This is a genomic window from Pseudomonas sp. NFX183 (assembly GCF_047943075.1).
Taxonomy (GTDB): Bacteria; Pseudomonadota; Gammaproteobacteria; order Pseudomonadales; family Pseudomonadaceae; genus Aquipseudomonas.
Genome location: NZ_CP181333.1, coordinates 5,891,319 through 5,909,351, shown reverse-complemented (window position 1 = coordinate 5,909,351; position 18,033 = coordinate 5,891,319). Strand labels below are relative to the sequence as shown.

General features: G+C 60.0%; 25 protein-coding genes. 18 read left to right on the top strand and 7 right to left on the bottom strand.

Features of this window, described 5'->3' with window-relative positions:
• The first annotated feature begins 56 nt into the window (after positions 1-56).
• The 6 genes from ACM530_RS27575 to ACM530_RS27550 all read left to right on the top strand — a co-directional run bounded on the left by ACM530_RS27575 (position 57) and on the right by ACM530_RS27550 (position 5,553).
• Positions 57-2,549, top strand: coding sequence for a TonB-dependent siderophore receptor (locus ACM530_RS27575; RefSeq protein WP_416363694.1), 2,493 nt, complete (start codon positions 57-59; stop codon positions 2,547-2,549).
• Between the two features lie 88 nt (positions 2,550-2,637).
• Positions 2,638-2,967 carry a hypothetical protein gene (locus ACM530_RS27570; RefSeq protein WP_145164581.1) on the top strand — a complete coding sequence of 110 codons (330 nt, stop codon included), beginning with the start codon at positions 2,638-2,640 and terminating at the stop codon, positions 2,965-2,967.
• A gap of 104 nt (positions 2,968-3,071) precedes the next feature.
• Positions 3,072-3,767, top strand: coding sequence for a fumarylacetoacetate hydrolase family protein (locus ACM530_RS27565; protein ID WP_416363693.1), 696 nt, complete (start codon positions 3,072-3,074; stop codon positions 3,765-3,767).
• Positions 3,768-3,803: 36 nt separating this feature from the next.
• Entirely contained in the window at positions 3,804-4,712 is a 909-nt protein-coding gene (locus ACM530_RS27560; RefSeq protein ID WP_416363692.1) for a helix-turn-helix transcriptional regulator, read from the top strand.
• Between the two features lie 129 nt (positions 4,713-4,841).
• Complete coding sequence (locus ACM530_RS27555) at positions 4,842-5,288, top strand: GNAT family N-acetyltransferase (RefSeq protein WP_416363690.1); 447 nt, start codon at positions 4,842-4,844, stop codon at positions 5,286-5,288.
• Positions 5,289-5,292: 4 nt separating this feature from the next.
• The gene (locus ACM530_RS27550) at positions 5,293-5,553 is read left to right on the top strand and encodes a hypothetical protein (protein ID WP_242197453.1); all 261 of its coding nucleotides are present in this window, start codon (positions 5,293-5,295) and stop codon (positions 5,551-5,553) included.
• Positions 5,554-5,818: 265 nt separating this feature from the next.
• Here ACM530_RS27550 and ACM530_RS27545 read toward each other — a convergent pair whose 3' ends face one another.
• Positions 5,819-6,763 carry a diguanylate cyclase gene (locus ACM530_RS27545; protein ID WP_416363689.1) on the bottom strand — a complete coding sequence of 315 codons (945 nt, stop codon included), beginning with the start codon at positions 6,761-6,763 and terminating at the stop codon, positions 5,819-5,821.
• Between the two features lie 246 nt (positions 6,764-7,009).
• Between ACM530_RS27545 and ACM530_RS27540 the strand changes: the two genes are divergently transcribed.
• A complete protein-coding gene (locus ACM530_RS27540; RefSeq protein WP_369303463.1) occupies positions 7,010-7,258 on the top strand; it encodes a DUF1652 domain-containing protein in 249 nt (82 codons plus the stop codon).
• On the opposite strand, the gene ACM530_RS27535 is transcribed toward ACM530_RS27540, so the two are convergent.
• Complete coding sequence (locus ACM530_RS27535; RefSeq protein WP_178119734.1) at positions 7,255-7,395, bottom strand: hypothetical protein; 141 nt, start codon at positions 7,393-7,395, stop codon at positions 7,255-7,257. The genes ACM530_RS27540 and ACM530_RS27535 overlap by 4 nt on opposite strands.
• A gap of 225 nt (positions 7,396-7,620) precedes the next feature.
• Here ACM530_RS27535 and ACM530_RS27530 point away from each other — a divergent pair, with 225 nt between their 5' ends.
• The 4 genes from ACM530_RS27530 to ACM530_RS27515 are packed head-to-tail and all read left to right on the top strand — an operon-like array spanning position 7,621 to position 9,467.
• Positions 7,621-7,932, top strand: a complete 312-nt coding sequence (locus ACM530_RS27530) for a YXWGXW repeat-containing protein (protein ID WP_416363688.1) — start codon at positions 7,621-7,623, stop codon at positions 7,930-7,932.
• Positions 7,933-7,969: 37 nt separating this feature from the next.
• The gene (locus ACM530_RS27525) at positions 7,970-8,548 is read left to right on the top strand and encodes an RNA polymerase sigma factor (protein ID WP_262206336.1); all 579 of its coding nucleotides are present in this window, start codon (positions 7,970-7,972) and stop codon (positions 8,546-8,548) included.
• Positions 8,545-8,976 carry a hypothetical protein gene (locus tag ACM530_RS27520; protein ID WP_242197441.1) on the top strand — a complete coding sequence of 144 codons (432 nt, stop codon included), beginning with the start codon at positions 8,545-8,547 and terminating at the stop codon, positions 8,974-8,976. The genes ACM530_RS27525 and ACM530_RS27520 overlap by 4 nt, the downstream gene beginning before the upstream one ends.
• The gene (locus ACM530_RS27515; RefSeq protein ID WP_416363687.1) at positions 8,973-9,467 is read left to right on the top strand and encodes a periplasmic heavy metal sensor; all 495 of its coding nucleotides are present in this window, start codon (positions 8,973-8,975) and stop codon (positions 9,465-9,467) included. Before ACM530_RS27520 ends, ACM530_RS27515 begins: the two co-directional genes overlap by 4 nt.
• A gap of 431 nt (positions 9,468-9,898) precedes the next feature.
• On the opposite strand, the gene ACM530_RS27510 is transcribed toward ACM530_RS27515, so the two are convergent.
• Positions 9,899-10,261, bottom strand: coding sequence for an NUDIX hydrolase (locus ACM530_RS27510; protein ID WP_145164559.1), 363 nt, complete (start codon positions 10,259-10,261; stop codon positions 9,899-9,901).
• Between the two features lie 126 nt (positions 10,262-10,387).
• On the opposite strand from ACM530_RS27510, the gene ACM530_RS27505 reads away from it, so the two are divergent.
• Positions 10,388-11,368, top strand: coding sequence for a Gfo/Idh/MocA family protein (locus ACM530_RS27505; RefSeq protein WP_242197435.1), 981 nt, complete (start codon positions 10,388-10,390; stop codon positions 11,366-11,368).
• 44 nt (positions 11,369-11,412) lie between these two features.
• On the top strand, positions 11,413-12,054 hold the full coding sequence (locus tag ACM530_RS27500; protein ID WP_416363686.1) for a ribonuclease T2 family protein: 642 nt from the start codon (positions 11,413-11,415) through the stop codon (positions 12,052-12,054).
• On the opposite strand, the gene ACM530_RS27495 is transcribed toward ACM530_RS27500, so the two are convergent.
• A complete protein-coding gene (locus ACM530_RS27495) occupies positions 12,055-12,903 on the bottom strand; it encodes an AraC family transcriptional regulator (protein ID WP_404487927.1) in 849 nt (282 codons plus the stop codon).
• 109 nt (positions 12,904-13,012) lie between these two features.
• Between ACM530_RS27495 and ACM530_RS27490 the strand changes: the two genes are divergently transcribed.
• Entirely contained in the window at positions 13,013-13,423 is a 411-nt protein-coding gene (locus tag ACM530_RS27490; protein ID WP_262206343.1) for a hypothetical protein, read from the top strand.
• Positions 13,424-13,929: 506 nt separating this feature from the next.
• On the opposite strand, the gene ACM530_RS27485 is transcribed toward ACM530_RS27490, so the two are convergent.
• Complete coding sequence (locus ACM530_RS27485) at positions 13,930-14,277, bottom strand: hypothetical protein (RefSeq protein ID WP_145164548.1); 348 nt, start codon at positions 14,275-14,277, stop codon at positions 13,930-13,932.
• Between the two features lie 245 nt (positions 14,278-14,522).
• Between ACM530_RS27485 and ACM530_RS27480 the strand changes: the two genes are divergently transcribed.
• From ACM530_RS27480 to ACM530_RS27465, 4 genes are all read left to right on the top strand, one after another.
• On the top strand, positions 14,523-14,918 hold the full coding sequence (locus tag ACM530_RS27480; RefSeq protein ID WP_369302375.1) for a hypothetical protein: 396 nt from the start codon (positions 14,523-14,525) through the stop codon (positions 14,916-14,918).
• The gene (locus ACM530_RS27475; protein WP_416363685.1) at positions 14,908-15,294 is read left to right on the top strand and encodes a hypothetical protein; all 387 of its coding nucleotides are present in this window, start codon (positions 14,908-14,910) and stop codon (positions 15,292-15,294) included. Before ACM530_RS27480 ends, ACM530_RS27475 begins: the two co-directional genes overlap by 11 nt.
• An 81-nt stretch (positions 15,295-15,375) precedes the next feature.
• Positions 15,376-16,284: a glutaminase B gene (gene glsB, locus ACM530_RS27470; protein WP_242197920.1), complete on the top strand. Its 909-nt coding sequence runs from the start codon at positions 15,376-15,378 to the stop codon at positions 16,282-16,284.
• A 150-nt stretch (positions 16,285-16,434) separates the two neighbouring features.
• Positions 16,435-16,809, top strand: coding sequence for a hypothetical protein (locus tag ACM530_RS27465; protein ID WP_416363684.1), 375 nt, complete (start codon positions 16,435-16,437; stop codon positions 16,807-16,809).
• Positions 16,810-16,974: 165 nt separating this feature from the next.
• Here the strand turns inward: ACM530_RS27465 and ACM530_RS27460 are convergent, their stop codons facing one another.
• The gene (locus ACM530_RS27460) at positions 16,975-17,310 is read right to left on the bottom strand and encodes a DUF6124 family protein (RefSeq protein ID WP_416363683.1); all 336 of its coding nucleotides are present in this window, start codon (positions 17,308-17,310) and stop codon (positions 16,975-16,977) included.
• A 453-nt stretch (positions 17,311-17,763) separates the two neighbouring features.
• Positions 17,764-17,967, bottom strand: coding sequence for a hypothetical protein (locus ACM530_RS27455; protein WP_416363682.1), 204 nt, complete (start codon positions 17,965-17,967; stop codon positions 17,764-17,766).
• Positions 17,968-18,033: the final 66 nt, after the last annotated feature.

The window sequence follows — 18,033 nt, the reverse complement described above, 5'->3', positions numbered from 1 at the left end:
CGATTTCCGGACATGGCCGTCATGGTTAATAGAACCTCTATTACGCAGGATTTCCCATGTCGCGCCTTGCTCGTCCCTTGCATCCACTGGCCCTGTCAGTGGCGTTTGCCTTCGCCGCCGTGCCGTTGCTGACGATCCAGTCTTCCTTCGCTGATGAAAGCAGCAGCGCGTCGCGTCGTTTCTCGGTTCCCGCCGGCGACCTGAGCCAAGCGCTCAATAGCCTGGCCGAGCAGGCGGGCCTGGTACTGGCATTCGATGCAAGCTTGACGCGCGGCAAGCACAGCGACGGCTTGAGTGGGCAATACGACACCGACGTGGCACTCACCCAACTGCTCGCCGGCAGCGGCTTGCAGGCGCTGAAGATCTCCGCCGAACGCTACCGCCTGGAAGCCATCCCGGAGAACGGCGGCGCCATGGAGCTACAGGCCACCACCATCAGCGGTGCCTACCTGAGTGAAAGCCCCACCGGGCCGGTGATCGGTTATGTGGCCACTCGCAGCCTGTCGGGCACCAAGACCGACACCGCGCTGATCGAAACCCCGCAGTCGATCTCCGTGGTCACCAAGGACCAGATGCGCGCGCAGAACGCCGAAAGCCTTAACCAGATCTTGCGCTACAGCGCCGCCGTGGTTCCGGAAACCCGTGGCGCCACGGCCTCGCGCCTCGACCAGTTGACCATCCGCGGTTTCGCCCCGGCCACCTACCTCGATGGCTTGCGCATGCCGTCGAGCCGTGACGCCTTGCCGCAAAAAGATGCCTTTGACCTGGAGCGCGTCGAGGTGCTGCGCGGCCCGGCGTCGGTGCTGTACGGGCAGGGCACGCCGAGTGGGGTGATCAACATGGTCACCAAGCGTCCGTTGGACACGCCGTTTCATGAAGTCGGCGTCGAGTACGGCACGTTCAATAAGAAGCGCACCACCTTCGACCTCAGTGGCCCGATGGACGAGCAGGGCGTTTATTCCTACCGGGTGGCGGGGCTGTTCGATGATGCCGATGGCCAAGTCGAACACACCGAAACCCGTCGCCAGTCGCTGTCCAGCGCCTTCACCTGGCGCCCGGACGAGGACACCTCGCTGACCCTGCTCGGGCATTTCCAGAAGGACCCCAAAGGTGCGTCCTACGGTTCTATTCCCGCTTGGGGCTCGGTGTTGCGCAGCCCCACCGGGCGCAAGATCGACGTGGATTTCTACGACGGCGAAAAGAACTTCGAGAAGAGCGACCGCGAGTACTACTCCGTCGGCTATGCCTTCGAGCATCACGTCAACGATGTCTGGACCGTGCGCCAGAACGCGCGTTACCTGCGCGCCGAAGGCATCTACCGCAGTATTTACAACAGCAACCTGCAGGCCGATTACCGCACCTCCAACCGCTCGACCATCGCCACTGATGTCGACATGGACGCCTACACCCTCGACAACCAGGTGCAGGCCAAATTCGACACCGGGCCGCTGCAGCACACGCTGTTGATGGGCCTCGACTACCAGAACACCAGCACCGACACCAAGGCCGGTTACGGCAAGGGGCCGGACCTGGACATCTTCGACCCGGTCTACGGCGCGCCCGTGGTCACGCCGGCATTCGCCACCGACGCCACCTCGCGCAGCGAGCAGACCGGGGCGTACCTGCAGGAGCAAATGAAGTGGGATAAATGGGTGCTGTTGCTCGGCGGTCGTTATGACTGGGCCAGCACCGACAGCACCACCAAAACCCTCCAGACCGGCGCCAAGAGCAAGTCGTCGCTGGACAGCAAGGCGTTTACCGGCCGCGTCGGCGTGGTCTATCTGTTCGACAATGGCCTGGCGCCGTACGCCAGCTATGCGGAGTCGTTCAACCCGCAATCGGGCACGGGTTACGGCGGTTCGGTGTTCAAACCGACCGAAGGCAAGCAGTATGAAATCGGCATCAAGTACCAGCCGCCGGGCAGCAACAGCTTTATCACCGCGGCGATTTTCGACCTGCGCCAGAGCAACGTGCCGACCCTGGACCCGGACCCGAGCCATCTGTGTGGCAACGGCCGCTGCAGCATCCAGGATGGCGAACAACAGTCGCGTGGTTTCGAGCTGGAAGGTAAGGCCAGCCTTAACGATAACCTGGACATCACCGCGGCCTACGCCTACCTGGATAACCGCGCCAGCAAGTCCAACAGCACCGTGCAGTACGCGCCACTCACGGATAAAGGCATAGGCCCGGCGATTCCGGTTGAGGGCACCACCACCTACGGTGTACCGCGCCACACCGCCTCGGCGTGGGCCGACTACACCTTCCACGACGGTCAACTCAAGGGCTTTGGCGTTGGCGCGGGGGCGCGCTATGTCGGTTCGTCCTGGGGCGATACCGCCAATACCCTGAAAGTGCCGGGCTACACCTTGGTCGATGCGGCGGTGCACTACGACATCCCGAACATCGCCAACCCCAAGGACAACCTGCGCCTGGCGCTGAACGCAACTAACCTGGCGAACAAGGAATACGTGGCGTCCTGCTATTCCTATTCGTGGTGCTGGTATGGCTCGCAGCGCACGGTGCAGGCGAGTGCGAACTATCAATGGTGAAAGGCAGATAAGGCAATTTAATGGCCCCTTTGTAACAAAATTCTCGCCAGAATCACTTTTATTTTCAGGTGGTTAGGTGAGGAAGCACATGCGCACTGTTGGAATCATGCTGATCGCCTGCTCATTGGCGGGCGGCGCGGCTGCCGTGCAGGCACGGGAGCTGCGCGAGGGTGACAAGTACATGTGCAGCTGGGGCGCCGGCACGGCGGCCAGGGCTCAGGAACTCAAGCTGTCGGGTGTCTCGCTGTACGCCGCGCGACAAAAGATCCAGACGATCAAGTTCAACAAATCGTGGATGCGCATGATGGCCATGGGCATCACCGAGCAGACTTACGACAGCCGTTCCCGGCTCAAGCCCGAGGCGATTCGCCAGAGCTTTTACCAGGATTGCCTGCGCTATAAGGTCGCGCGCAAATAACCGGTTAACCTGCACCGGCCAGTGCAAAATCTGCGTCAGCCTGTCCAACTTTGCCCTGGCACGCCTCGTCATACTGGCGCCAGGCAAACCAAGAGGCGCAGGCCATGACTGATTATGTAATTACCCCTGAACCCACCCCATCCCTGGCCATTCACGGCAGCGCGGCGCGTTTCCCGCTGCGCCGCGTGTTCTGTGTGGGCCGCAACTACAGCGAACATGCCCGCGAGATGGGGCATGATCCGGATCGCGAGCCGCCGTTCTTCTTCATGAAACCGGCCGATGCGGTGGTGCCGGCCGAGGGCGTGATTGCCTATCCGCCACTGACCGCTGATCTTCACCATGAAGTGGAGCTGGTGGTGGCCATCGCAAAAGGCGGAGTAAACATCAGCCCTGAAGACGCACTTTTCCACGTCTGGGGTTACGGCGTCGGCATCGACCTGACCCGCCGCGACCTGCAGGCCCAGGCGAAAAAGCTCGCGCGTCCGTGGGAATGGGCCAAAGCCTTTGATGAGTCGGCGCCCAGCACCGCGTTGCAGCCCGTGAGTGCGGTGGGGCACCCGTCTACCGGCAAAATCTGGCTGAAGGTCAATGGCGAACAGCGCCAGGTTGGCGACCTGGCCGACTTGATCTGGTCGGTCAGTGACGTGATCAGCTATGCCTCGCAATCCGTCGCACTCAAGGCCGGCGACCTGATCTTTACCGGCACTCCCGCCGGCGTGGGCGCGCTGCAGCCGGGCGATGTGGTTACTGCCGGCATCGACGGCGTTGGCGAGCTGAGCTTCACCCTCGGCCAGGGTTGAGGCTACAGTGGTGCACAGGCCACCCGAGATTTCGTTATGCCAGGCACCCGCGTCACCACCTATGGCATGGAACAACGCAGCGACCGCCCCGACTTTTATATCCGCGACAAGCGTGGGCGGGCGGCGCTGACCAGCCCGCATCGGCATGAATATTTTCAGATCCAGATCAACCTGGGCGGTGACACCGTGCAGCATATCGGCGGCGCAGTGCGGCCGTTTCCGCACAAGGCGCTGGCGTTTATCCTGCCCCATCGCCTGCATGTAATTCCCCACCCCGAAGACGGCGAGTTCATGCTGATTAACTTCAGCCAGGCGTTTTTCCTGCCGCAGCTGACCTGCGACCCGCTGGACCTGGAAGACATTCCCATCGGCCAAGCGCCGGAGTTGTCGCCGTTTCGCTTTCAGGAGCAGCTGGATTTCATACTCGACGATGCGGCCTTCGACGAAGTCAAAACCTGGCTCGCGCACATGCGCACCCTGGACGCCCAACGCACCTTCGGCGCCCGTGAGCGGTTAAAAGGCTATCTCTTCCAACTGATCGGCCTGGTCTGTGAGCAGTACGCCGAACCGCTGCAGGGATTTGCCGCCAATAACGCGACCCGGCGCGGGCGCAAGGACGCTCTGGCGCGGGTGCAGGGCTATATTCGCGAGCATCTGCACGAGCCAACCCTCAACCTGACGGAGGCTGCCGCCGCTGCCTTCCTCTCGCCCAACTACCTCACCCATTTGTTGCGCAAGGAAACCGGCAAACCCTTTTCGCAACTGGTGCTGGATCGCCGCATGCAATTGGCGCGCACCTTGTTGCTCAACAGCGCGCAAATGATCGGCGTGATCGCCCAGCGCTGCGGGTTTACCGATGAGGCGTACTTTTCGCGCTGCTTCCGCAAGGCGCATGGCATCGCGCCGGGGCAGTATCGTCGTCAGCAGCAGGCGAATGCCGTGTAGTTAAAGCGCGTGCATGCCTGTAGGGCTCGACCCCGCCCCTATACACCTGCCGGCTGGGCTTTTTACAAATCCACGACAATGCTTATGTTTCTATGTGCATACAATTGCGCCCTTCAACAGGAGGCCCGTATGCAAATGCTGATACGCGTGGCGACGCCGGATGATATCGACACGCTCTTCGCTATCCGCACCTCGGTGGTGCAAAACCATTTGAGCCGCGAACAGATGACCGCGCTGGGGATTACCCCGCAGGTGCTGGCGGGCAGCATTCGTGCAGCGCCCTGTGTGTGGATCGCCGAGGTGGAGGGCCGGCCCGCCGCCTTTTCCATGGTCGACCGGGCCGCAGGTGAGGTGTTTGCGATGTTCGTACAGCCTGGCTACGAAGGCCAAGGCTTGGGTCGCCGCTTGATGGCGGTGGCTGAAGCGGCTCTGTTTGAACAGCATGAACGGTTGTTTTTGATCACCGATGGCCGCGATGAAATCCGTGCCAACGGGTTTTACCAGCGGTTGGGCTGGTCGATGGTTGATCGGCTAGAGGGCGACGACGTCCGATACGAGAAGAGCAGGGTGCCTTAGTGTCATGAACCCGACAGAACCCCCAGCGTCCTACGGCTTTCGCTACTTTGCGATCGGGGTGCTGTGCGTCGCGGTGTTACTGGGTGGCTATTTCATGCGGCTCAATGCCCAGGTCGACCGGGAGCGGGTCGAGGCGGCCGAGCGTTTGGCGCTTTGCAGGCAAGTGGAGCGTGTCGCCAGTGCGGCGTCGTCCAACAGTCTGGAACTTCGCGATACATGCCAGCAGTTAAACGGGCAATCGTCCAACAGTGTCGCACCCCTGTGATCCATACCCTTTTTTAATACAAGGAGATATAAGCGCAACTTGCACCAAAAAGTGGCATTTATAATCTCGTCCTCCTTAAAAAATGTGTGGTTATTGAATGACTTACGGCGTTTTCAATCCGACGAAAGGATTAAAATCCTCTTGTTACAGGTTATTACAATCGTTACTATAGCCGTGCGTTCACCTCCCACGGTTTATGCAATTTTAAATCCCAAGTTTCCATCAGCTACTTGGGATTTTTTTTGCCCGCAATTTGACGTCGGCGTCAAACTTCACCGTCGGCAAACTCTGCCCGCATACGCCCGTTATGTTTGGCCTTGTACAGCAACTTATCGACTGACTCGACAAACCCGAGCAGGTTGCTGTTGGGCGTCACCAGGTGCGTACCAACGCCCAGGCTCAGGGTCAGCAGCTTGGAAACCGCTGAAAAGCCATGTTCGATCTGTTGTTGGCAGATCAGGTGCAGGCAGCGCCGCGCCACTTGCCTGGCCGACGCCGCGTCAGTCTCCGGCAGCAGCCACACAAACTCCTCGCCGCCGATCCGTGCAATGAAATCCCGTGGCCGATTAGCCGCCAGCGACAAGGTGCGCGCTACCTGGCGCAAGGCTTCGTCGCCTTTGATGTGGCCGTAGTGGTCGTTGTACTGCTTGAAAAAATCGATATCGAGGATGATCAGCGACAGCGGCAACTGGCTGCGCTGGGCACTGGCCCATTCGCGTTCCAGCACGGTGTCGAACATGCGGCGGTTGGCAATGCCGGTGAGGCCGTCCTGGAATGAATATTCCTCCAGTTGTTTTTGCAGGCGAATCAAGTGTTCTTCGGTCTTCTTGCGCTCGCTGATATCGAACATGAAGCCGATCAACGCTTCAACCTCATCGCCGTTGCGCACCACATGCACCACATCGCGAATCCACACGTAGTCACCGTTTACCGTCAGCGCGCGGTAATCGGCCTCGTGGTCAACGCCGGCGCGCGATTGCGACACGCAGAAGTTCACCACGTACTCACGGTCGTCCGGGTGCATGCGCTCGACCCAGTCGTCCACGCTGACCCAGCTTTGCGGGGTCCAGCCCAGCAGTGCTTCGATCTGCGGGCCGATGTAACTGAACGTCATGGTCTGCCAATCGATGCGCCAGGGAATGGCCTTGGTCGATTCCAGCAGCGTTTTGTACACATCACTGTCGGGCAGTTTTGGGGGATCGATGCTCATGGCGGGCGGCTCTGGATGATGGCAAAGAGCCAAGAGCGTCTTGTGAACGCCGTGCAGAGTCAAGCGCTTGCCAACGCAGCGGACGAGAGGTTGCATGCTGGGTTTTTGGCGCCAGGGCGCCAGCGTCCACAGGGCAAAATGCGGCGCAGGTATCACTTTTGAATTAATTGTTCAGTGCTCGGCAAAAGCATATCTATGCTGGATGCAATGCACCTACAGGGTAGAACCCAAGGACGGGGGCTTGTCATGATGTCGATCACCGAACTCAACCGCATCATGGCCTCGGGCTTCCTGCCGCTTGCGTGTGAATGCAGCCTCAACAGCGACGGCTCGCTGCGCATCAGCGTATTTGAACCGGCATCCGGGCGTGTCGACCTGTTGCTGACCCGGGTGTCGCCCCAAGGTCTGGACAGCGTCCGTTCCATCGCAAACCTGATTGGCGAACTGCGCACCGAGCTTAAAGCCGGGCGTCGTGGCTTTGCGGCAGTCGGTTAGCTATTGACGGTGCTGCTTGGCGTGGACACAGCGCCGTAGTAGCGCCAGCAGCAATGCCGGTGTTCCGGCAGGATCACACAGCCGCTGAGGCTGGCGATCAGCAGGGCGGCGACAAGCATGGTCAGGCGACGAGACATGGTTATTTCCTCATGGTGTGCATTGCGTTACACCTTGAACGCCGGCACTTGCACAAATCCGTCGCCATGCTTTCAAACATTTCATCAAGCGCCGCCATCCCCTGAGTAATACTCGCCTTAACCACCGTCGAGAAAAATGTCGTATTTCTCGCGACGGATTTTTCCTACCCCGCCGTTCAACCCATCAGCAGCAAACATTTTCGTTCGCCGTATGAAGGAGTTGCCATGAATCCACTGGCCAAATTGCGCTATGCCTTGCTGGTCCCGCTGGCGTTTGCCGCGCTTGTCAGCACCCCCACCTTTGCCCAAGCCGAAGTGATCATCCGCCAGGCGCCACCGGCGGAGCGCGTTGAGGTGATTCCCGCCGAACGCCCAGGCTTTGTCTGGGACCGTGGCCACTGGCAATGGACGCACGGCGCGTATGCCTGGGTGCCGGGCCACTGGCAGCACGTGGTGCGCAACGCCCGTTGGGAACCCGGGCACTGGGAATCCCGTGGCCCGAACTGGTACTGGCGCGAAGGTCATTGGATCCGCTGAACCCTGAACCTTAGCCAGTGCATTGAGAACCACCCGATTGAAAGACACTGATCCGGACGTTGAGCTACTGGCGCGCATCAGCAACAACGAGCCCGCCGCCGTCAACGAAATGGTGACGCGCAAGCTTCCGCGTTTGCTCGCGCTCGCCAGTCGGATCCTCGGGGATGCCGACGAGGCCAAGGACGTGGCCCAGGAAAGTTTCCTGCGCATCTGGCGCCAGGCGGCCAACTGGCGGCCTGGCGAAGCGCGTTTTGACACTTGGCTGCACCGCGTGGCACTCAACCTATGCCACGACCGTTTGCGTCGGCGCAAGGAGCGCCCGTTGAACGAAGACGAGGTGCTCGAACTGGCGGACAGCGCGCCGTCTCCGGATGAACAGTTGGAAACGGCCGATCGCAGCGCAAGGATGGCCGCCGCCTTGGCGACCTTGCCCGAGCGTCAGCGCGAAGCCATTGTGTTGCAGTACTACCAGGAGCTGTCGAATATCGACGCCGCGGCCCTGATGAACATCAGCGTCGAGGCACTGGAGAGCCTGCTGTCGCGGGCCCGACGCCAGTTGCGCAGTCAACTTGCCGACACACCCGGGCTTGCCCGCCCAGGAAGGGGAAAATCATGACACCTGAACGATTTGCGCACCTGGCTGACGCCTACGGGGCCAGCCTGCACCGCTGGCCTCTGGCTGAACAGGCGCCCGCCCAGGCGCTGCTCGACAGCGGCAATGTCCACGCCCGCGAGGCATTGCGTGAGGCCAGCTGGCTGGATGGGCAGCTGGACAGCCATCAGTTGGCATTCGCCGACCCGTCGCTGGCACGCCAGATCCGTGAGTCTGCGCCGCGACGGGCGTCGTTCTGGTCGCGTTACGCCAACTGGCTGTCGCCCGCCGGCCTGGTGGGCGTGGGCATTGCCGGCATCGCCGCCGGGGTGCTGGTGGCGTCGCTGAGCGTGCCGCTGCCGATGCTGTCATCCGAAGTGCTGCCCAGCGTCTTCGATCAGGGCGATGCCGACGTCGTCTTCACCGTCAACGCCGAGGAAACTGAGCAATGACCCCACAATCCCTTAAACCGTGGTTGCTTGTCTCGGTGCTGCTCAACGTGTTTTTGATCGGCGGCGTGGGTGGCGGCCTCTACCACTGGATGGCCACACCCCAGCCCGCTGAGGCGGTGGTCAACCAGCACGGTTTGCGCCAGGCGATGATCAAATTGCCGGCAGAGCGGCGCAAGGAATTGCGCCAGTTACTGCGTCAGAACCGTGCCGACAGCCAACCGCTGATCATGGCCGGTCGCGAAGCGCGGCTGGGCGTGATCAAGCAGCTGGAAGCGCCGACCCTCGATCGCGAAGTGCTGGTGACGGAACTGGCCAAGGCGCGTGAGGCCGACGCAGCGCTGCGGGCCTTGGTGGACACCACCCTGGCGCAGTTCGCGAGCAATCTGCCCCAGGATGAACGGCAGAAACTGGTGGAGGCGTTATACCAGCGCGGGCAGGCCAAAAGCCGCGAGAAATTTCCCCAGGTAGCGGGGAATAAACCGCGCTCTTGAGATGTTATGCACTCACGACCACCTTCGAGAGTTGCATATGCCGGCTGCTAAAAAGAAACAGGCCTTTGGGTTTTCCTGCTGTGCGCGGTGGTTACCACAAAGCGCTTCTTCGCTGTGCGGCGGCGTGTTGCGGTCCACCTGATTGTAGGTAAACCCAATGTGGGAGCGGGCTTGCCCGCGAAGGCGGTGGATCAGGTACGAATCCATTGACTGACACACCGCCTTCGCGAGCAAGCCCGCTCCCACATTTTTGACCGCGCAAGGCTCCCAGGCTAACAGGCCCATCTTTGGAATCTGCGCGGTTTGGCGGTTCGCGCGCGGTTCTGGTGGCGCATGCAGCCGCTGCCGCGTTCGTCAAATCCTTTGTCGAACGGCAGAAAGCGAATGGCGTGGTGAAGTGAGGTGTGCCGGACAGCGGGCAGAGCGCGGAATTACAAGCGGCGTAGGAAGGATTTGACGATGTGGCGGGTGGCGTCGGTGGTGTCCAGTTCGTCCAGGGCGCCATAGGCGTGCCAGCGACAATCGACGATCTCGTTGCACGGCCGCGCATCGGCGATATTCACCACCGAGGCTTCGAACACGTGGTGCACGGTGTCGCGGGCCTTTAACTCCTGCAAGTACAGCAACCCGTCCACGTTCAATCCGGTTTCTTCTTCCAGCTCGCGTTCGGCCGCGCCAACCGGGCGCTCATCACGCTCGACCTTGCCGCCGGGCAATGCCCATTTCGATCTGGCCTTGCGCACGAAGAGGATATGCCCCTCGTGTTCGCAAATGACCGTGGCCCTTATTTTCATCGTGTGTGCCCCGCAGCGGGATGAATGTCACAAAAGTGTAATGCAATTGTCATGCTAAGTGCTTATGGCGCGCACGGGTGGGGATGTGGATACTGACCGATTGATGAAAACCGACGAGGAGAACAGATGACTACCGTACGTTGGGGCATGATCGGTTGTGGCAGTGTCACTGAATTGAAGAGTGGACCCGCTTTCTACAAAGCGCCAGGTTCTGCGCTGGTGGCCGTGATGGGGCGTCGCGAGGAGGCGGTGCGCGATTATGCGGCACGCCACGGCATTGCGCGCTTCTATACCGACGCCCAGGCCCTGATCGACGACCCTGAAGTGGACGCGGTGTACATCGCGACACCGCCCGACAGCCACCTCGAATACAGCCTGATGGTGGCGGCGGCCGGCAAACATTGCTGTGTCGAGAAACCCATGGCCCTCAACGCCGAGCAAAGCGCGTTGATGCAGCGCACCTTCGAACGCGCCGGGTTGCACTTGTTTGTTTCGTACTACCGCCGCTCGCTCCCGCGCTTTCAGCAGGTGCGTGACTGGCTGCGGGACGGGCGCATCGGTGAATTGCGCCAAGTGATCTGGACCTTGAGCAAGCCACCGTCCGCCGCGGACGCCAGCGCCACCAATTGGCGTACCGACCCGGCTGTTGCCGGTGGCGGCTACTTTGCTGACCTCGCCAGCCACGGGTTTGACCTGTTTCAGTTTCTGGCCGGCGATATCGTCGAAGTCACCGGGTTTACCGCCCGACAAGCCGGGGAATATGCCGCCGAAGATGCCGTGACGGCCTGCTGGACCTTCGGTTCCGGCGCGCTGGGCATGGGCTGCTGGAACTTTGTCGCGGACCGCCGCGAAGACCGTGTCGAGCTGATCGGCAGCCGGGGCCGCATCACCTTTGCCGTGTTCGAAGACCAGCCATTGCGCCTTGAAGGTGAAGTCGACGAAGTGCTCGAAGTGCCTTGCCATGCGCATATCCAGTGGCACCATGTGCTGGCGATGAACGCGCACATTCGTGGCGAGGCCGAGCATCCTTCGCTCGCGATCGAGGCGCTGAAGACCGATCGGGTTCTGGACAAGGTACTGCAGCGCAATCCCAACCGCCCCGAGTAACTGTCCTGCGGTGCGTGGCGCTTATTTTTTCAAGGAACAGATGGATGAACTACAAGACAGCCTGGATAGCGCTGTGGCTGGTGCTGGCCAGCCTGATGGTGCAAGCGGCGCCACGCGAGCAGCGGCCCGCGGGAGATTTCGATTTTTACCTGCTGTCACTGTCGTGGTCGCCGACGTTTTGCCTCACGCACCCGGACAACCAACAATGCTCCGGCAAGGGCTATGGGTTTGTCTTGCATGGGCTATGGCCGCAATACGCGAAAGGCGGGTGGCCGGCGTCGTGTGACCCGCAATCGCGATTGTCGGCGCAGGAGCTGGCCAAGGGCGCTTTGATATTCCCCACGCGCACGCTGCTTAAACACGAATGGTCCAAGCACGGCACGTGCAGCGGACTGGATGCGTCGCGCTATCTGGACGCGACGGATGCGGCGCTGGCGACAGTGCAGATTCCGCAGCAATTGCAGCCGTTCAATGTGCCCAATTACCTGGAAGCGCGCGACATCGAACAGCTGTTTCGCCAGAGCAACCCGGGCATGGGCGACCATGGCATGGCCGTGATCTGCAAGGGCAAGGTGTTGTCCGAAGTGCGCGTGTGCCTGACCAAGGAATTGCGCTTTGCCGGTTGCCCCGCGAGCGTGAAGACTCAGTGCCGCAGCGGGGATATCCGGGTCCCGGTGCAGCGCTGATCAGGCGCCCGGGTGCATCGAAATGGCTGCCGGCGTGGGGCTCGACGCCCCGGCGCGGTCCGCCAGGTAACGGGCCGGCGGCTGGCCCACCGCCTTGCGGAACATGGTGATAAAACCGCTGGCGTTTTCATAGCCAAGGTCCAGCGCCACGCGCTGCACGCTTTCACCCTTGGCCAGGCGCTGCAGGGACAGGATCACATGCAACTGCCTGCGCCAGCGCCCGAAACTCAGGCCCAGCTCCTCCAACAGCAAGCGCGTCATGCTGCGTTCGCTCATGCCGATGCGCACGGCCCATTGGCCGAGGGTCGCCTTGTCGCTGGGATCGGCCAGCAAACTTTCCGCCAGGCGTCGCAGCCTCAGGTCCTGGGGCATGGGCAAATGCAGGGCTTCGACCGGTGCTTGGGCCAGTTCATCGAGCAGCGTGTTGATCAAACGCCCCTGGGCGCCGTCTTCGTCATACAGCTGCGGGAAACTCACCGCCTTGCCGATCAACTCATGCAACAGGCCCGACACGGCCAGGGTGCAGCATTGCGCGGGCAGGGCGCCGCTGACGTCGGGGTCGATCAACAGGCAATACACCTCGGCCTCACCTGAACCCCTCGCGGCGTGCGGCAGGCCACCGGGAATCCACAGCGCGCATTGGGGCGGCACGATCCAGATACCGGCCTCGATCTGACAGTGAATCACCCCGCGCAGGGTGTACATCAGTTGGCCCTTGCGATGCGAATGCGGCGCGTGCTCCCAGCGTTCGCTGGTGCTGCTGGCACGCACGGCCACCACCGCACGCGGGAACAGGTCGGCATCCTTGGACATCGAGGGATGATGCAGATCGAGGCGGTGGTGCTTCATGGTGAGTTCGCAGCTTGGCTGAATTGCGAAACAGTCTGGCTATTCTGTGCAATGCCGTCCAGTGACGTGGTCACTATAGTGAGATCTACTCTCATTCAGGAGCTGTGCCATGCGACTCGACAGTACAACGTTCCCCGTGGTGAAAATCGTCTTCGACGCGCCCAACGAAGGCGGCCCGGAAGATGCCTTTGTGGTCTTTGAAGGGCTGTTGGCCAGAGAGCAGGCGTTCTTGCTGCTGCACGAAAAATCCGTGGACGAAAACAACCACGAGCACTCCCACGAGCAGCGCAAGCAAGCCTCGATCTGGATGAAGAAAAACAAACAGGCGCTGCGCACCTTCGTCAAAGGCATGATCCAGGTAGAACCCAGTGCCGCCCAACGCCTGGCCCTCAAGCCATTTGCCGTGATGTTCGGCAAAGCCTGGGGCTACCCGCTGCTGGTAGTAGAGTCCAGGGACCAGGCATGGGCGCTGGCGCGGGATCTGCTCGATGAGCAGATATCCGACGTGGCGCACTTTTGACGTGTGCACGGTAAAACTGTGGGAGCGGGCTTGCTCGCGAATGCGGTGGGTCAGCTACACATGCAGTGACTGACACTCCGCCTTCGCGAGCAAGCCCGCTCCCACATTATTCGGTGGTGCCCTTGGGTTCAGGCACAGCACTCGGCCAACGGTGCTGAACGAGCCAGTCTCCAACGTCGCGCACTTTCGACGTGTACACGGAAAAAACTGTGGGAGCTGGCTTGCCTGCGATAGCGGTGGGTCAGCTACACATGCAGTGAATGACACTCCGCCTTCGCGAGCAAGCCCGCTCCCACATTATTCGGTGGCGCCCTTTGGTTCAGGCACAGGACTCGGCCAACGGTGCTGAATGAGCCAGTCTCCAACCTCGCGCACTTTCGACGTGTACGCGGTAAAAACTGTGAGAGCTGGCTTGCCTGCGATAGCGGTGGCTCAGCAACATTAATGTCAGCTGACACGCCCTCATCGCAGGCAAGCCCGCTCCCACATTGTTTCGGTGGCGCCCATCAATCCACACAAATCGCCCGGCCCAGCTTGCCTTTCTCCACCGTCGCCGAGCAGCCGAAGTGACTGTTGTCCACCTGGCACGTACCCGCTACCGGGCCGTTGCCCGATTGCGTGGTCACACTGGTCTGGCACTCACCCTGGCATTGGCTCGAATCCGTGCACGCCTTGCCCGCATCCTTGTACGGCGTGATGCACTTCCAGCTCTGCAACTTGCCGACCTGCCTCATCGTGCCACCGCCCGCCAGGCACGTGGATGCGGCAGAGTCCTGCGCCGGTGCAGCGGTGGGCGAGTGGGTCGAGCAGGCCGATACCAGCAACAGGGCGGCCAAGCCAATCATCAATTTCATGCAAAAGTCCTCGTCGAGTAAGCGCAGCGGTGCAGTGTACGGGCTATTGGACTACTTTGATTGGCGAGCGATCCCTACCCGGAAGTGACCCATGCACACCTGATGGAAACGCTATGTCACCTTGTTGGAAAACGACCTGAGCACGCAGATTTTCGACAACGTAAAAAACCTGCTGGCCAACCGGATTGATCCGCATCCGCCGCGATCGCGTTAGACTCGCCACTCGCAGACCCGGGATGCACAACATGCAGACGCTTTATTGTTACGTCGATGGTGCTGACAACGAAACCATTGAGCCCGTGTTGGTCGACGCCTTTCGCACATTGACCCTCGACTGGGCGCCATTTTCCGCTGTGCTGGTAAATCAAGTACACGAGCGTGCCTCAGGCATGGCGCCTGATGACCTGAGCGATTGGTTTATCGGGCTCAATCTTCCTTTGCACCATGCAGGCCGCGCTCAAATCACCCAATTGGTGCTATTCATAAAGGCCTTGGCCGGCGTAACACGGCGTGATTTCGTGGTGGGTATTTCATCGGCTTCGGGGCTGTCTGAAGATTTGATCTTTCTCGACGCAAATGCCGACGAGAGCGACGCTGTGCGCCTCTGTGCGAAGTTGCAGGCGGCACCCCATGGGGCTTGATATTCATCTGGAAGCTGACACGCGAATGTCCATGGCGCACTTGGCCGATGCGGTAAACGCTGTAGGCGGCGTTGAGCTGGACCAGAATGAACAGTCACTAGAGGCCCGCTTTGAGTCGGGCCTTTTCCTGAGTGGCTTCTATGAAGTGGAGGATCCGGCTATTCGCGCACAGGGTCTGCACGATCTGACGTTTACAGTGGCCACCCGAGGTTATCTGCGCATCAAAGGGCCAGTTCCCGAGGATGCCGATCCATTGGCTGAGGTAAGGGCGTTGATGGAGCAACTGGCCGCGAGGTGTGATGCCTGTTTCTTGCTGTCGTTCCAGTACGAGTCGCTGATGTATTTGCGCGACGATGCCGGGCTTCACGTTCTCTAGTGCGCCACCTGAGCGGCGCGTTTCAGGTATCCTGCGCGCCCCGCTTATCACTGATTCAAAGAAACAATGACCGGACAAGACATGCAGGCGTTGCTCGAGTCGATCCTCGACGAAGTTCGTCCACTGATCGGCCAGGGCAAAGTCGCCGACTACATCCCCGCACTGGCCGATGTGCCCGCCAATCAACTCGGTATCGCCGTGTACGGCAACGATGGCTCGGCCTACTGCGCCGGTGACGCCGACACGCTGTTTTCGGTGCAGAGCATTTCCAAGGTGTTCAGCCTGGTGCAAGCCATCGACCACGGCGGCGAAACCATCTGGGAGCGCCTGGGCCACGAACCGTCGGGGCAACCGTTCAACTCCATGGTGCAGCTGGAATTCGAACGCGGCCGCCCGCGCAATCCGTTCATCAACGCTGGCGCGCTGGTGATCTGCGACATCAACCAATCGCGCTTCGCCGTGCCGATCCTGTCGATGCGCGACTTCGTGCGGCGCCTGTCGGGCAACCCGCAGATTTTGGTCAACAGCGTTGTCGCCGAGTCCGAAGCGCAGCACGGTGCACGCAACGCGGCCATGGCCTACCTGATGAAAGCCTTCGGCAACTTCCACAACGACGTGGACGCAGTGCTGCACAGCTACTTCAACTACTGCGCATTGCAAATGAGCTGCCTGGACTTGGCCAGGGCCTTCAGTTTCCTCGCCAACGAGGGCGTGAGCGCCCACAGCGGCGAGCAGATTCTGACCGCGCGCCAGACCAAGCAAGTCAACTCGATCATGGCCACCAGCGGGCTGTATGACGAGGCGGGCAATTTTGCTTATCGCGTGGGTTTACCGGGCAAGAGCGGGGTAGGTGGCGGGATTGTCGCGGTGGTGCCGGGGCAGTTCACCGTATGCGTGTGGTCGCCGGAGTTGAATGCGGCGGGCAATTCGCTGGCGGGGATGAAGGCGTTGGAATTGTTGAGTGAGCGGATTGGGTGGTCGGTGTTTTGAGGTGCAACACACTTTGTCCTTGCAGCTAACAAAATCAATTAGACGATTTGATGGCTTTTTGATATCTTTTTCAGCGTTGACCATATTGCTTGGTATTAGCTATATGGTTTTTTCTCCGGTTAATGCTGAGTTTTATCAAGGAAGAATATTGTGAATATAAAGTTTATGGGTGTGCTTTTTCTGGCTGGCGTCTGTCTGAACAGTTTTGCAACAGACGGTATTAAAAATTCGGGAAAGGTAGGTTCTATTACAAAAGAGAAAGGCAGCTCTTATATTCTCTCTGGTATTGGGAGAGAGGGAGAGGTTAAGAGTGTAAGTGTAGAGTTAGTAAAGGTCGTCAGTACTAGAGGCTCTAGCGTGCGAGCAGTTTATGATTTTAATGTCGGGGAGTGTGGGACGTTAAAGTTTATACAAGGTGCTGGTCAAAAATATGCTTTGCTCTCACCCGATGACCAGGTTTCAGCAGATGCCGAATCTGCGTGTCCAATTTTTTTTGGAGCAACAGAAAGCTGGTTAATTAAGTAGCTTTTCAAAGCCGCTCAACCGTGCAATTTTCATTTCATTCCCACGCTCTGCGTGGGAATGCTACTCCAGACGCTCCGCTTCTAGCTGTATGGGAATGTATCAGGCCTTGCGCAATGTAATGAGTAGCGCCGCAGAATATACTCCCACCAAGAATAGAAACGATCTTTATGCTGGTGGGTGGGCCACGTTCAGTGCCTTGTCCACCAGCAGTTGCACCCCTTCGAGCATCCGGCAGATACCCAGCGCGACATTGCGTTGGGAACCGTCGATTTCAAAGGCCATATGGTTGGCAATATCACAGATGGACGCCAGGTCCTGGGAGGCGTTGACCAGCAAGGTTTCGGTGCCCAGGTCGGCGCGCACGGTGAAGAGGCCTTCGCTGGGTTCGGGGATGGGTTTGCCGGGATTGAGGTAGTGATTGATCGCACGGTAGGCCACTTCGTGCAGGGTGCTGGTGTCGAAGTCTTGCAGGCCTGGGGGATTGGGGCTGTCTTTAATCATGGTGAAGCTCCTTTATAAATGGAACTGCCACGATTCGCGGTCAAACGAAAGAGGGTGGCAGCTATACGCGGGTTGACCGACCGGCCAAAAGGAGCAAAACCGGCATACCCGAAGGTATCCCGCGCACAGCTGCCGCGACACGATACCTCAGACGTAAAAAAACGCCCAATATCGGTGTTAGCGCATTTGCTCTTTTGGAATCGGACGGTCAAATCCGGTCGCTGAATTGGCAGCGACGACGAGAGGTTAGTCAGCCCCTATCCGAGCCACAACCTGAAACCCTTGTCGGAAACTTCCGAGAGCCGCAAGCCCGGCAAGTGTTGGTGTGTTTTACCTTCGAGCTGTGCACTAAACGCGGTCTTGAAACCCTGCGAAAGCCCTGTGGCGAGGGAGCAAGTGCCCTCGCCACAGGTGTTCATCACGCCTGTACACACCCCCGCATCCAGCCCATCCCTAACAGCATGAGCACGCCGACGCCCAGCAGTAGGCGTGCGCCGGTTGCACACGGCGAATGCGCTCTTGCAATACGCTGATGCCGTAGAGCGCGATCAGCACTGCGAATGCCCAGCGCGGAAGGCGGGCGGTGATGCCCAAGCGGTTTCGTCCTTTAGGCTTGATAGGCGAAGGGTTGCGGTTTGAGGTTTCGTGGAACGTCATGGACGAATCCTTTCGCACATGCCGAGTGGGTAAGCCAATCGATGATTGACTCTCGACTGGCGAAGC